The 13,534-nt window shown below is 60.6% G+C and carries 10 protein-coding genes and 4 tRNA genes; 6 read left to right on the forward strand and 8 right to left on the reverse strand.

Features of this window, described 5'->3' with window-relative positions; all coding sequences use genetic code 11:
• The first annotated feature begins 3 nt into the window (after positions 1-3).
• Complete coding sequence (locus tag ACA047_RS22055; protein ID WP_497352934.1) at positions 4-1,140, forward strand: catalase family protein; 1,137 nt, start codon at positions 4-6, stop codon at positions 1,138-1,140.
• A 96-nt stretch (positions 1,141-1,236) separates the two neighbouring features.
• Here ACA047_RS22055 and ACA047_RS22060 read toward each other — a convergent pair.
• The 4 genes from ACA047_RS22060 to ACA047_RS22075 form a co-directional block, all read right to left on the reverse strand.
• Positions 1,237-1,313, reverse strand: a tRNA-Asp gene (locus ACA047_RS22060).
• A gap of 19 nt (positions 1,314-1,332) precedes the next feature.
• Positions 1,333-1,408: transfer RNA gene (locus ACA047_RS22065), tRNA-Val, on the reverse strand.
• Between the two features lie 201 nt (positions 1,409-1,609).
• A tRNA-Asp gene (locus tag ACA047_RS22070) sits at positions 1,610-1,686 on the reverse strand.
• A 19-nt stretch (positions 1,687-1,705) separates the two neighbouring features.
• A tRNA-Val gene (locus tag ACA047_RS22075) sits at positions 1,706-1,781 on the reverse strand.
• A gap of 160 nt (positions 1,782-1,941) precedes the next feature.
• Here ACA047_RS22075 and rdgC point away from each other — a divergent pair.
• The 3 genes from rdgC (at position 1,942) to sugE (ending at position 4,348) form a co-directional block, all read left to right on the forward strand.
• The gene (gene rdgC / locus ACA047_RS22080) at positions 1,942-2,862 is read left to right on the forward strand and encodes a recombination-associated protein RdgC (protein ID WP_497352936.1); all 921 of its coding nucleotides are present in this window, start codon (positions 1,942-1,944) and stop codon (positions 2,860-2,862) included.
• A gap of 87 nt (positions 2,863-2,949) precedes the next feature.
• Positions 2,950-3,918, forward strand: a complete 969-nt coding sequence (locus tag ACA047_RS22085; RefSeq protein WP_497352938.1) for a bile acid:sodium symporter family protein — start codon at positions 2,950-2,952, stop codon at positions 3,916-3,918.
• Positions 3,919-4,033: 115 nt separating this feature from the next.
• A complete protein-coding gene (gene sugE / locus ACA047_RS22090) occupies positions 4,034-4,348 on the forward strand; it encodes a quaternary ammonium compound efflux SMR transporter SugE (protein ID WP_497352940.1) in 315 nt (104 codons plus the stop codon).
• A gap of 96 nt (positions 4,349-4,444) precedes the next feature.
• On the opposite strand, the gene ACA047_RS22095 is transcribed toward sugE, so the two are convergent.
• The 4 genes from ACA047_RS22095 to ACA047_RS22110 all read right to left on the reverse strand — a co-directional run bounded on the left by ACA047_RS22095 (position 4,445) and on the right by ACA047_RS22110 (position 9,258).
• Positions 4,445-6,319 carry an MFS transporter gene (locus ACA047_RS22095; RefSeq protein WP_497352942.1) on the reverse strand — a complete coding sequence of 625 codons (1,875 nt, stop codon included), beginning with the start codon at positions 6,317-6,319 and terminating at the stop codon, positions 4,445-4,447.
• 102 nt (positions 6,320-6,421) lie between these two features.
• Positions 6,422-7,570 carry a TDT family transporter gene (locus ACA047_RS22100; RefSeq protein ID WP_497352944.1) on the reverse strand — a complete coding sequence of 383 codons (1,149 nt, stop codon included), beginning with the start codon at positions 7,568-7,570 and terminating at the stop codon, positions 6,422-6,424.
• 104 nt (positions 7,571-7,674) lie between these two features.
• The gene (locus ACA047_RS22105; RefSeq protein WP_497352946.1) at positions 7,675-7,986 is read right to left on the reverse strand and encodes a cupin domain-containing protein; all 312 of its coding nucleotides are present in this window, start codon (positions 7,984-7,986) and stop codon (positions 7,675-7,677) included.
• Positions 7,987-8,064: 78 nt separating this feature from the next.
• Positions 8,065-9,258 (reverse strand): MFS transporter, encoded by a 1,194-nt coding sequence (locus ACA047_RS22110; protein ID WP_497352948.1) that lies wholly within the window; start codon positions 9,256-9,258, stop codon positions 8,065-8,067.
• Between the two features lie 104 nt (positions 9,259-9,362).
• On the opposite strand from ACA047_RS22110, the gene ACA047_RS22115 reads away from it, so the two are divergent.
• Complete coding sequence (locus tag ACA047_RS22115; RefSeq protein WP_497352950.1) at positions 9,363-9,902, forward strand: TetR/AcrR family transcriptional regulator; 540 nt, start codon at positions 9,363-9,365, stop codon at positions 9,900-9,902.
• Positions 9,903-10,045: 143 nt separating this feature from the next.
• Positions 10,046-13,516 carry a hybrid sensor histidine kinase/response regulator gene (locus tag ACA047_RS22120; RefSeq protein WP_497352952.1) on the forward strand — a complete coding sequence of 1,157 codons (3,471 nt, stop codon included), beginning with the start codon at positions 10,046-10,048 and terminating at the stop codon, positions 13,514-13,516.
• Positions 13,517-13,534 lie beyond the last annotated feature (18 nt).

Below are 13,534 nucleotides of genomic sequence, written 5' to 3' on the forward strand. Positions count from 1 at the left end.
CCCATGCTGATCACGCTCTGGCTGCGCCTCGGCGCCTTTTTGGGCAAGACGCTCCTATGGCTGCTCGGCATCGGGCTGCTCGGCTGGGCGCTGAGCACCGCCTGGTTCGCCTGGCAACACAGCGGGCCGGTCTCGGACAAAGAGCAGGTTGCCCCTGGCGAAACCGCCATGACCCAGGACATCATCCAGACCGCGATTCGCATCGTCGACCAGCATCGCGAAGGCACGCGCTACCTGCGCGACGCGCATGCCAAGGCTCACGGCTGCGTCATGGCCGAAGTCCAGGTGCCGAGCGACCTGCCGACACCGTTGCGCCAGGGTGTATTTGCCGAGCCGGGGAAGGTCTGGCAGGCGACGATTCGCCTGTCCAACGGCAACGCCTATCCCCAGTTCGACAGCCTGGGCGATGCACGTGGGATGGCGATCAAGCTGCTGAATGTGCCGGGCAAGCAACTGCTCAGTGACCGGCAGTCGCAAGGCGAACAAGACTTCGTGATGTTCAATCATGCGAACTTCTTCGTCAGTGATGTCGCCGAGTACCGTCAGAATGTGGCCGCCCAGGCCGATGGAAAAAAAGTGATGGCTTTCTTTCCGAGCCTGGACCCGCGCAGTTGGCAGATCCGTCATCTGTTCATTGCCCTGGCAACACTCTCATCGCCACCTGCCAGCCCGACCCAGACAACGTATTTCTCGGTATCGCCCTACAAGTTCGGCGAGGCCAACGCCAAGTTTCGCGTAGTGCCGGACCCGCAGAGCTGCCCGAACTACACCCTGCCCCCGCAAAACCAGGCACTGCCGAATTTTTTGCGTAGCGCGCTGAACCAGCAGTTATCCACAGACCGGATGCCGGCATGTTTTGTCCTGCAGATCCAGCGCCAGGATCCGAGCAAGTACATGCCGATCGAAGACACCAGTATTGAATGGCAAGAAAGTGACGCACCGTTCGAGACGGTGGCGCGAATCAAGGTGCCGGCCCAGGATTTCGATACGCCCAAGCTGAACCTGGCCTGTGACAACCAGTCCTTCAACCCTTGGTTCGGCGTTGAGGCGCATCGGCCCATCGGTGGCATCAACCGTTTGCGCAAAGCGGTGTATGAGGCGGTCAGCGATTACCGTCACAGCCGTAATGCCGAGCAATAGATAGCAAGGCAACACCAAACGCCAGACAGCAAAAAGCCCGCATAAAGCGGGCTTTCTGGTGGTGACCTGGCGTTCAGCGCTCCAGGTAACCGAAGATGGCGCAGCGGACGGGACTCGAACCCGCGACCCCCGGCGTGACAGGCCGGTATTCTAACCGACTGAACTACCGCTGCGCGTAACACTTGAAGCGAATGGTGGGTGATGACGGGATCGAACCGCCGACATTCTGCTTGTAAGGCAGACGCTCTCCCAGCTGAGCTAATCACCCTTCACTTTCGGTGTGGGCGGCATCATATACGAAAAAATCGCAACATGTTGATTTAAATCCAATTTATTTAAAATTATCCATCGAACATGATCGGGGGCGTTTTTGGTGCCTGGGCTTGGCAAACCCCAGACAGCAAAAAGCCCGCTCAATGAGCGGGCTTTTTGTGGCGACCTGGCGTTCAGTGTTCCAGGTTGCCGAATATGGCGCAGCGGACGGGACTCGAACCCGCGACCCCCGGCGTGACAGGCCGGTATTCTAACCGACTGAACTACCGCTGCGCGTAACACTTTGAACGAATGGTGGGTGATGACGGGATCGAACCGCCGACATTCTGCTTGTAAGGCAGACGCTCTCCCAGCTGAGCTAATCACCCTTCGCTTTCGGTGTGGCGCGCATTCTACGGAGCGTCCTCAAAGCTGGCAAGCACTTTTTAAATTAATTTTTTCAGGTCTTCCAAAGGCTTAGCGAAGGGTTGGCCTATGGCGCTGCGAAGAGAATAATGCCCCCCTTTGTATAAAGGAGAGACTCACCCCATGTGGTTCAAAAACCTGCTTATCTATCGCCTGACCCAAGATCTGCCTTTTGATGCCGAGGCGTTGGAAACTGCACTGGCCACCAAACTGGCGCGTCCATGTGCAAGCCAGGAGTTGACCACTTACGGTTTCGTCGCGCCGTTTGGCAAAGGCGAAGACGCGCCACTGGTGCATGTCAGCCAGGATTTCCTGCTGATCGCCGCTCGCAAGGAAGAACGCATCTTGCCAGGCAGCGTCGTACGCGATGCCCTGAAGGAAAAGGTCGAAGAGATCGAAGCCGAACAAATGCGCAAGGTCTATAAAAAGGAACGGGACCAGATCAAGGATGAAATCATCCAGGCGTTCCTGCCTCGGGCCTTTATCCGCCGCTCGTCCACCTTCGCCGCCATCGCGCCGAAACAGGGCCTGATCCTGGTCAACTCCGCCAGCCCGAAACGCGCCGAAGACCTGCTCTCTACCCTGCGTGAAGTCATCGGCTCGCTGCCGGTGCGTCCGCTGACGGTAAAAATGGCCCCGACCGCCACCATGACCGACTGGGTCAAGACCCAGAAAGCCGCGGACGATTTCTTCGTACTGGACGAATGCGAACTGCGCGACACCCACGAGGACGGCGGTATCGTGCGTTGCAAGCGTCAGGACCTGACCAGTGACGAAATCCAGCTGCACCTGAACACCGGCAAGGTTGTGACGCAATTGTCACTGGCCTGGCAGGACAAGCTGTCTTTCATGCTCGACGACAAGATGGTGGTCAAGCGCCTCAAGTTCGAGGATTTGTTGCAGGACCAGGCGGAGCAGGACGGTGGCGACGAAGCCCTCGGCCAACTGGACGCCAGCTTCACCCTGATGATGTTGACGTTCGGCGAGTTCCTGCCGGCGCTGGTCGAAGCGTTGGGTGGTGAAGAGATTCCGCAGGGGATCTAAAGGCTGCTGATGGTTACCCTGTGGGAGCGAGCAGGTTCGCTCCCACATTGGTTCTTGTGGTGCTACTTAAATAATAAGGATCAGGTCATGCGCGCATTGGCTGCATTGAGCCGCTTTGTCGGCAATACCTTCGCTTACTGGGTACTGATTTTCGCCGTCGTGGCGTTTTTGCAGCCGGCCTGGTTCATCGGCCTCAAGGGCGCCATTGTGCCGCTGCTGGGGCTGGTGATGTTCGGCATGGGCCTAACCCTCAAGCTTGAAGACTTCGCCGAAGTCGCTCGCCATCCGTGGCGCGTGGCCTTGGGCGTGGTCGCGCACTTCGTGATCATGCCCGGCGTGGCGTGGTTGCTTTGCCAGGTTTTCCACCTGCCACCGGAAATTGCCGTCGGCGTGATTCTGGTCGGTTGCTGCCCGAGCGGCACATCGTCGAATGTCATGACTTGGCTGGCCCGCGGCGACCTGGCCTTGTCCGTGGCCATCGCCGCCGTCACGACCCTCCTCGCTCCGCTGCTGACCCCGGCACTGATCTGGCTACTGGCCTCGGCCTGGCTGCCGGTGTCGTTCATGGAGCTGTTCTGGTCGATCCTGCAAGTGGTGCTGTTGCCGATCGTACTGGGCGTGGTGGCGCAACGGCTGCTCGGTGACAAGGTACGTCATGCGGTGGATGTGTTGCCGCTGGTGTCGGTGGTGAGCATCGTCATCATCGTCACCGCCGTAGTCGCCGCCAGCCAGGCGAAGATCGCTGAATCCGGCCTGCTGATCATGGCCGTGGTGATGTTGCACAACAGCTTCGGCTATTTGCTGGGCTACTTCACCGGTCGCCTGTTCAACTTGCCACTGGCCCAGCGTAAATCCCTGGCGCTGGAAGTAGGCATGCAGAACTCAGGTCTGGGGGCAGCCCTGGCCAGTGCGCATTTCTCGCCGCTGGCGGCGGTGCCCAGCGCGCTGTTCAGCGTCTGGCACAATATTTCCGGGGCACTGCTCTCGACGTACTTCCGGCGCATGAGCGAAAAACTGGACCGCGAAACACTCGCCGCCCAGCAAGCCGCCGAGTAACGCAGACTTGATCGAGCGGTCAGCAATAGGCACTCTATGCTCATTGCGGGGACGACCCCGCCACTCGATCAAGTTCTAATCCGGGGACGACCCCATCCATTGATGGAGGCGTGTGATGCCCTGGATCATTCTGTTTTTTGCCGGCCTGTTCGAAGTCGGCTGGGCTGTCGGCTTGAAGTACACCGACGGTTTCAGCCGCCCTCTCCCCACTGCATTGACCGTTGCGGCCATGGCGATCAGCCTCGGCCTGCTGGGCCTTGCGATGAAGGAATTGCCGCTGGGTACGGCCTATGCGATCTGGACCGGGGTCGGTGCCGTGGGCACGGTGATTGCCGGGATCATTTTGTTCGGTGAGTCGATGGCGTTGGTTCGATTGGCCAGTGTGGCGTTGATCGTTGCAGGGTTAATCGGGCTTAAGGTCAGCGCCTAGGCCACTACCGCATTCGCGAGCAAGCCCGCTCCCACAATGGACTGCAGTCTATTGTGGGAGCGGGCTTGCTCGCGAAGAGGCCCGCAAGGTCATCAATTATCTGACAGCCCCGCGCAACTCCCCCACCAACGCCTGCAATTTCGCCGGCTCCGCCACTTCAACGGTGACTGCCGAACCCGCCACCAACGTCACCCTCGACCACAACCGACGAAACAGCCCCTTGCCCGGATCGCGACTGAAGAAACTGCCCCACAACCCCTGCAACGCCAGGGGAATCACCGGCACCGGCGTTTCCTGAAGAATGCGCGTCAACCCGCCCTTGAACTCATTGATCTCACCATTGGCAGTCAACTTTCCTTCAGGGAAGATGCACACCAATTCGCCGTCCTTCAGGTATTGAGCGATTCGCGTAAAGGCCTTTTCGTAGATATGAATGTCTTCCTGGCGCCCGGCAATTGGAATCGTCCCGGCGGTGCGGAAGATGAAATTCAGCACCGGCAGGTTGTAGATCTTGTAGTACATCACGAAGCGAATCGGCCGACGCACCGCGCCGCCAATCAGCAAGGCATCGACGAAGGACACGTGATTGCAGACCAACAGCGCCGCGCCCTCATCGGGAATGGCATCCAGGTTGCGATGCTCCACGCGGTACATTGAATGGCTCAGCAGCCAGATCATGAAGCGCATGCTGAACTCGGGGACGATTTTGAAGATGTAAGCGTTGACGCCGATATTCAGCAGCGACACCACCAGAAACAACTGCGGGATCGACAGCTTGACCAAGCTCAGCAAGACGATAGAGACAATGGCCGAGACCACCATGAACAATGCGTTGAGGATGTTGTTGGCGGCTATTACCCGCGCCCGTTCGTTCTCGACGGTACGTGACTGGATCAGCGCATACAGCGGCACGATGTAGAAACCGCCAAATACACCCAGGCCGAGAATATCGAACAACACCAGCCAGGCGTGGCCGAAACCGAGTACTTGGAGCCAACCGTGGCCATCGACGCTGTCGGGGATTCCACCGGAATGCCACCACAGCAGCAGGCCGAACACGGTCAGCCCGAACGAACCGAACGGCACCAGGCCGATCTCGACTTTGCGCCCGGAGAGTTTTTCGCACAGCATCGAGCCCAGTGCGATCCCCACCGAGAACACCGTCAGGATCAAGGTCACCACGGTTTCGTCGCCGTGCATCCACTCCTTGGCGTAGGCTGGGATCTGCGTCAGATAAATCGCCCCCACGAACCAGAACCAGGAGTTGCCAACAATGGACCGGGACACCGCCGGGGTTTGCCCCAAACCCAGTTTCAGGGTGGCCCAGGACTGGCTGAAGATGTTCCAGTTCAGACGCATTTGCGGCGAGGCCGCCGCCGCTCGCGGAATGCTGCGGCTGGCCAGGTAACCGAGCACGGCGATGCCGATAATCGCGGTCGACACCACCGGCGCGTAATGTGCCGAGGACATCATGATGCCGGCACCGATGGTACCGGCGAGGATCGCCAGAAACGTGCCCATCTCCACCAGGCCGTTGCCGCCGACCAATTCATCCTCGCGCAACGCTTGCGGCAGGATCGAATATTTCACCGGCCCGAACAGCGCCGAATGAGTGCCCATGGCGAACAGCGCCACCAGCATCAACGACAAGTGATCGAACAGAAAACCCACCGCGCCAACCGCCATGATGGCGATTTCGCCGAGCTTGATCAGACGAATCAACGCATCCTTGGCGAATTTTTCCCCGAACTGCCCCGCCAGCGCCGAGAACAAAAAGAACGGCAGGATAAACAGCAATGCGCAGAGGTTGACCCAGATCGAGCGATCACCGTCGATGGCCAGCTTGTAGAGAATGGCGAGAATCAGCGACTGCTTGAAAATGTTGTCATTGAACGCGCCGAGCGATTGCGTGATGAAAAACGGCAGGAAACGCCGGGTGCGAAGCAAGGTGAACTGCGAAGGGTGACTCATCTTCCATGTTCCTGAGTGGCGTGGACGCTTATTGGAATAACGGTTTTCGATCCAGGCCACACATTACCCCACGACGTGCCTAGCTTTGGAGGTGTTCAGCGATTATTTCGCCAACCCGGCAATGCACGGCGACACGAACAACTCACCGTGCCAGGCGCCCAGCACCGTACGCCGGCCCACGATCAGCCACATCACCACCAGCATCGCCACCAGCACACAACCGAACACCGTGAAGAAATCCAGGCTCAGCAGGTCCGCCAGCTTCAGCGTCGTCAGCGCATACACGCCCAAAGGAAAGGTAAAACCCCACCAGCCGAGGTTGAATGGGATGCCGGCGCGTAAATAGCGTGCGGTGATCAGCAGCGCCATCAGCATCCACCAGAACCCGAACCCCCATAGAGTGATACCCGCCACCAGCCCCAACCCGGCGGCGATTTCACCAACGCCTGGCAAGCCATTGGCGGCAAAAATCATCGGCGCATCGCTCCCCAGCAGCAACATGCCCAGGCCACCAGTGCCAATCGGGCCGAGGGCCAACCAGCTCGAGGCGGCCATGTTTTCGTGGGGCAGTTTGTGCAGGGCCATGCGCAACAGCAAAATCGTCAGAATGCTGAACGCCACCGGTAGGGAAAATGCCCAGAGGATGTAGCTGGTGACCAGCATGATCAGTTGCCAATGAGCGTCGGCGAGATGCGGGGCCAACAGCCCGCCGCTGGCGGCCGCGACTTCGGCGGCCACCACCGGCAGCAACCACACCGCGGTCATCTGGTCGATTCGGTGCTCCTGACGGGTGAACATCAGGAAAGGAATCAGCACGCCGCAGGCCAGCGACATCGCCACGTCGATCCACCATAACGCTTCAGCCAACGGCACCACGTTCTCGCCCCAACGCGGCAAACCGAACACCAGAAAACCGTTGATGATGGTCGCCAGCCCCATGGGAATGGTGCCGAAAAACATCGAAACCGTTGAATGGCCGAAGATCCGCCGCGCCTCGTCGAAGAACAACACCCAACGCGCGGTGTACAGCCCGGCGAACAACACGAATAGCAAAGTGTTGAACAACCACAACCCTTCAGCCAGGACGCGCAGGCCCGACACATTCCCAGGCCATTGCGCCAAGGCCAGGGCCAACACGCCAGTGCCCATGACGACAGCGAACCAGTTGGGTGTGAATTGGCGAATGGCTTCCAGCGGCCTGGGCAAGTGGCTCAGTGGCCGAAAACGGGTTTTGGTGGCGCAGCATGTCATGGCGAACTCCTGTCCTCGAATGAGGTGGAGCCCATGCTAGATCCGAATCGAATATCGATATAACGGGTAATTTCTCTATGTGTTATCTACTTTGCAGATAACCCTCAGACGCTGCCTTCAGTCTCGACCACCAGGATTCTCGCTTCTCCCAACGGCTTGGCCACGTGTTCGGTGCCCACCGATGCGTAGAAAATATCCCCGGCGCCCAGCAAAGCCTCTTTTTCGACACCCTCTTCCCGATAGCACATCTGCACTTGCCCATCGAGCACCACGAAGACTTCCTGACCGTCATTGATGTGCCATTTGTAAGGCTGATCAGTCCAGTGCAGGCGCGTGGTGATGCCGTTCATGTTGGCGATATCCAGCGCCGCCCAGGCACGGTCGCCGATAAAGGATTTGCTGCGAATAATTTTCAAAAGACATCGACCGAAAGAGATGTTGAGGCGCCAAGGCTAGCCCAAATCAGCCGACGGCGGCGCTCGCATGCAAAGTTTTCAAGGGCGAAGGCCATCGCCTACCGGTTTTGCGGATTGGCGCACCAGGCCTAGCAACGCCGCGGCCGACAACACGATCAGCACCGCACCATAGCCATCGGTGGTCGGGATCAACCCGAACACCCGGGTCAGGTTCCCGGCCAGCAACGATGGCAGGCTGAAAGCCAAGTAACTGAGGACATAAAACGCCGACATCAAACCGGCCCGTTCGTGGGGTAAGGCCAGTGGCATGATGCTGCGCAGTGCGCCCAGAAAACCTGCACCAAAACCGCTGCCGGTGACCAGCGTGCCGACGAAGAACAACGGCAAGCTGCCACCGTGCACCGCGACCAGCACCAGCGCTAGACCCACCACCAACAGGCTGGCGGACAGGCGCAGCATCTTGTCTGCCCCCTGGTTGCGCAGCGTGTAGATGGACAACGCACCGCTGAGGGTCAGCACCGCCACCAGCGCACCGCCAACCAGGTTGGAGGTCGAACCCGTTGCGGCCCGCACCAGGGACGGTGCCAGTGAAAGGTAGAAGCCGCCCACCGCCCAGGCCGCCAGATCCAGTGGCAGCACCAACCACAAGGCTCGCCGCGCCTGGGCCGGCACATGCAAGGTCGGTCGCAGAGAACGCCAGGCACCGGGTTGCGGGCTGACGCTCTCCGCCAGGCGCCAGAGGTAAACGGCCTGGGCCAGGAACAACCCCAACAGAATCCAGTACGTCAGTTGCAAGGGCAACGGCGCGAATTGCGCCAGCAGGCCACAGCCCAGCGCCCCACAAGCCATGCCCAACAACGGCGCGACGCTGGTAATCAACGGGCCCTGCCTGCGGTCAAAGTCCAGCAACGCAGCACCAAGCACGCTGGTGGCCATGCCTGTGGCGAAGCCCTGGATCAACCGGGCACCAATCAGCCAGGCGACACTGTCGGCATTGATAAACAGCAGCATCGCCAGCATGTTGAGTAACAGCGCGACGAAGATCACCGGCTTGCGGCCCAGGTAATCCGACAGCGAGCCCACGGTCAGCAAAGCGGCCAACAGACTGAATGCGTACACGCCGAAAATCAGCGTCAGGATCGCAGGGGAAAATTGCAATTGTTCCTGGTAGAGGTGATACAACGGCGTCGGCGCGCTGGAGGCGGCGAGAAAACCGAGCAAGGTTATTGCCAGAAATATCAGGCTGACACGGGTCGAAGCTGGACGAGACATGGGCACACTCCACAAAAGCCATCCACAAAAGCTAATTTTTTGCTTTTGCAGAGTGTGCTACCGAGAAGCGCTTAAAGCAAATTCTTTGTGTTAAGGTCCGATGCATGGCTATTAAAGAAGGTTTACGCCCCGGCGGCAGAAGCGCTCGGGTACAAGAGTCGATTCATTCGGCGGTCCGCGACCTGCTGCAAGAGCAGGATCGCGCCACCCTCACCGTGCCGCAAATCGCCGCGCGCGCCGGTGTAACGCCGTCCACCATTTACCGGCGCTGGGGCGATCTGCCGGCGCTGCTGGCCGACGTTGCCATCGCCCGCATGCGCCCGGACAATGAACCGGCCGATACCGGCAGCCTGCGCGGTGACTTGCGCGCCTGGGCCGAACAGTACCTGGACGAAATGAGTTCCGAGCCCGGCCGCAACATGATGCGCGACATCCAGGCCTGTGCCACGCCGGGGTATTGCGTGGGCATCATCAGCGGTCAGCTGCAGATCATTCTGGATCGCTACCCCGATGAGCCAAACCCTGGCATCGAGCGGCTGATCAATGTGGTGGTGGCACCGACGGTGTTTCGCATTCTCTTTGCCACCGCGCCGCTGGAGGTTGAGGAGCTGTATCGGTTGGTGGATATCGCGCTGGGTCAGTAACACCGTCATCGCGAGCCTGTTCGCGATGAGGCCATCTGCGACACCCCACCACGCCTCGACCTTGGTCGACACTGACGAACCCGAGCGGGCATGCGAGACTGTTCTGCCGGGCCCAAGCCCCGGTGTCTTGTTAGGGAGCTTCCATGTCGCTGTCCAGCGGGCTGATCGCCGTTGTTGCCCTGGCCTATATGGCCATCATGTTCGCCATCGCCTTCTACGGCGACCGGCGCAGCACGCCGCTGCCGCCGCGGGTGCGGGCTTGGGTCTACAGCCTGTCGCTGGCGGTGTATTGCACCAGCTGGACATTCTTTGGCGCGGTGGGCCAGGCCGCCGAACAGCTCTGGTCATTCCTGCCGATCTATCTCGGGCCGATCCTGTTGCTGGTGCTGGCGCCGTGGGTCCTGCAGAAAATGGTGATGATCAGCAAACAGGAGAACATCACCTCCATCGCCGACTTCATCGCCGCCCGCTATGGCAAGTCCCAGTCCCTGGCGATAGTGGTCGCGCTGATCTGCCTGGTGGGCGTGCTGCCGTACATTGCCTTGCAGCTCAAGGGCATCGTGCTCGGGGTGAACCTGCTGATCGGTGCCGGCGCCGACGCCATGGGCACCCGCGCCCAGGACACCGCGCTGATTGTCTCGCTGATCCTGGCGCTGTTTACCATCGTTTTCGGTACCCGCAACCTCGACGCCACCGAGCACCACCGCGGCATGGTACTGGCCATCGCCTTCGAGTCCCTGGTCAAGCTGTTCGCCTTCCTTGCGGTCGGTGCCTTCGTGACGTATGGCCTCTACGACGGCTTCGACGATCTCTTCGACCAGGCGATGCTTGCCCCGCGCCTGGAGCAATACTGGAAAGAAACCATCAATTGGCCGTCCATGGTGGTGCAGACCGGGGTGGCGATGATGGCGATCATCTGCCTGCCACGGCAGTTCCACGTGACCGTGGTCGAGAACATCGAACCCCAGGACCTGCGCCTGGCCAAGTGGGTGTTCCCGGCCTACCTGGCCCTGGCCGCGCTGTTCGTCGTGCCCATCGCCCTCGCCGGGCAAATGTTGCTGCCCAGTTCGGTGCTGCCGGATTCGTTCGTCATCAGCCTGCCCCTCGCCCAAGCCCACCCGGCCCTGGCGGTGCTGGCGTTCATTGGCGGCGCCTCGGCGGCTACCGGCATGGTGATCGTGGCGAGTGTGGCGCTCTCTACCATGGTCTCCAACGACATGCTGCTGCCCTGGTTGTTGCGTCGCAACAACGCCGAGCGGCCCTTCGAAGTGTTCCGTCAGTGGATGCTTTCGGTTCGTCGGGTGAGCATCGTGGTGATCCTGTTGCTGGCCTATGTCAGCTACCGGTTGCTGGGTTCGACAGCGAGCCTGGCGACCATCGGCCAGATCGCCTTCGCCGCCGTGACCCAACTGGCCCCCGCCATGCTGGGCGCGCTGTACTGGAAACAGGCCAACCGCCGCGGTGTGTTCGCCGGCCTCGCCACGGGGATCTTCCTGTGGTTCTACACCCTGGTGCTGCCGATCACGGCCCACAGCCTGGGCTGGTCGCTGAGCAGTTTTCCAGGCCTGGCCTGGTTGCATGGTAATCCTTTTGACCTGCCGATTACCCCGCTGACCCAAGGGGTCGTCCTGTCCCTGGCCGGTAACTTCACCCTGTTTGCCTGGGTCTCCGTGCTGTCGCGCACCCGCGTGTCGGAACACTGGCAAGCCGGACGTTTCATCGGCCAGGAAATCAGTGCCCGCCCCAGCGCCCGATCGATGTTGGCGGTACATATCGATGACCTGTTGCAATTGGCCGCCCGCTTCGTCGGCGAGGAACGGGCGCGCCAGAGCTTCATCCGCTTTGCCTACCGCCAGGGCAAAGGTTTCAACCCGAGCCAGAATGCCGACAGCGAATGGATCGCCCACACCGAACGCCTGCTGGCCGGTGTACTGGGGGCCTCTTCGACGCGGGCGGTGGTGAAGGCCGCCATCGAAGGTCGCGAGATGCAGCTGGAAGACGTCGTTCGGATCGCCGACGAAGCCTCGGAAGTGCTGCAATTCAACCGAGCACTGCTGCAAGGCGCCATCGAAAACATCACCCAAGGCATCAGCGTGGTCGATCAGTCCCTCAGGCTGGTGGCGTGGAACCGTCGATACCTGGAACTGTTCAAGTATCCGGACGGTTTGATCAGTGTCGGCCGGCCCATCGCCGACATCATCCGCTACAACGCCGAACGCGGCCTCTGCGGCACTGGCGAGGCGGAAGTCCACGTCGCCCGACGCCTGCACTGGATGCGTCAGGGCCGCGCCCATACCTCTGAACGACTGTTCCCCAACGGCCGGGTGATCGAGCTGATCGGCAACCCTATGCCCGGTGGCGGCTTCGTCATGAGTTTCACCGACATCACCGCTTTTCGCGAAGCCGCGCAGGCCTTGACCGAAGCCAACGAAGGGCTGGAGCAACGGGTAGCCGAGCGCACCCGGGAATTGTCGCAACTGAACGTGGCCCTGACTGAAGCCAAAAGCACCGCCGAGGCGGCCTATCAATCCAAGACGCGCTTCCTGGCAGCCGTCAGCCATGACTTGATGCAACCGCTCAACGCCGCGCGACTGTTCTCCGCGGCACTGTCCCACCAGCACGACAGTTTGCCGAGCGAAGCCCGGCAACTGGTGCAACACCTGGACAGTTCGCTGCGCTCGGCCGAAGACCTGATCACCGACCTGCTGGACATTTCCCGCCTGGAAAACGGCAAGATCAACCCGGACCGCAAGCCGTTCGCCCTAAGCGAACTGTTCGATACCCTAGGTGCCGAGTTCACGGCGCTGGCCCAGGAACAAGGCCTGAAATTCCGGGTTCGAGGCTCGCGGCTGCGGGTCGACAGCGACATCAAGTTGCTGCGACGCATTTTGCAGAACTTCCTCACCAATGCCTTCCGCTACGCCAAAGGACCGGTGCTGCTGGGCGCACGTCGGCGCAACGGCGAGTTGTGCCTGGAGGTCTGGGATCGCGGGCCGGGCATCGCCGAAGATAAACAACAGGTCATTTTCGAAGAATTCAAACGCCTCGACAGCCATCAGACCCGGGCCGAAAAAGGCCTGGGCCTGGGCCTGGCGATCGCTGACGGGCTGTGCCGCGTGCTGGGCCACACCTTGCAGGTGCGCTCCTGGCCGGGACGCGGCAGCGTGTTCAGCGTCAGCGTACCGCTTGCCCGAACACAGGTAGCCGTACCCAGCACGGTGGCCGAACCCAACGGCCATTTGCCGAGCGGTGCACAGGTGCTGTGTGTCGATAACGAAGACAACATTTTGATCGGCATGAACAGCCTGCTGACACGTTGGGGTTGCCAGGTGTGGACCGCGCGCAACCGTGAAGAATGCGAACGCTGGCTCGCTCAGGGGGGCCGACCTCAACTGGCCCTGGTGGATTTTCATCTCGACGGCGGCGAGACCGGAACCGAGCTGATGGCCTGGTTGCGAACGCGCATGGGTGAACCGATCCCGGGCGTGGTGATCAGCGCCGACGGTCGCCCTGAGACAGTGGCCCAGGTGCACGCGGCAGGCCTGGACTACCTGGCCAAGCCGGTGAAACCCGCTGCGCTGAGGGCGTTGTTGAGTCGGCATTTGCCGTTGTAGGGAGACTAATGTCCTACA

It is taken from the genome of Pseudomonas sp. LBUM1664, assembly GCF_059695895.1.

What these genes read in the sequence shown, in the direction of transcription:
- ACA047_RS22055 (WP_497352934.1), top strand. Translation starts at nt 4, where the DNA reads ATGCTGATCACGCTCTGGCTGCGCCTCGGCGCCTTTTTGGGCAAGACG.
- rdgC (WP_497352936.1), top strand. Translation starts at nt 1,942, where the DNA reads ATGTGGTTCAAAAACCTGCTTATCTATCGCCTGACCCAAGATCTGCCT.
- ACA047_RS22085 (WP_497352938.1), top strand. Translation starts at nt 2,950, where the DNA reads ATGCGCGCATTGGCTGCATTGAGCCGCTTTGTCGGCAATACCTTCGCT.
- sugE (WP_497352940.1), top strand. Translation starts at nt 4,034, where the DNA reads ATGCCCTGGATCATTCTGTTTTTTGCCGGCCTGTTCGAAGTCGGCTGG.
- ACA047_RS22095 (WP_497352942.1), bottom strand. Translation starts at nt 6,319, where the DNA reads ATGAGTCACCCTTCGCAGTTCACCTTGCTTCGCACCCGGCGTTTCCTG.
- ACA047_RS22100 (WP_497352944.1), bottom strand. Translation starts at nt 7,570, where the DNA reads ATGACATGCTGCGCCACCAAAACCCGTTTTCGGCCACTGAGCCACTTG.
- ACA047_RS22110 (WP_497352948.1), bottom strand. Translation starts at nt 9,258, where the DNA reads ATGTCTCGTCCAGCTTCGACCCGTGTCAGCCTGATATTTCTGGCAATA.
- ACA047_RS22115 (WP_497352950.1), top strand. Translation starts at nt 9,363, where the DNA reads ATGGCTATTAAAGAAGGTTTACGCCCCGGCGGCAGAAGCGCTCGGGTA.
- ACA047_RS22120 (WP_497352952.1), top strand. Translation starts at nt 10,046, where the DNA reads ATGTCGCTGTCCAGCGGGCTGATCGCCGTTGTTGCCCTGGCCTATATG.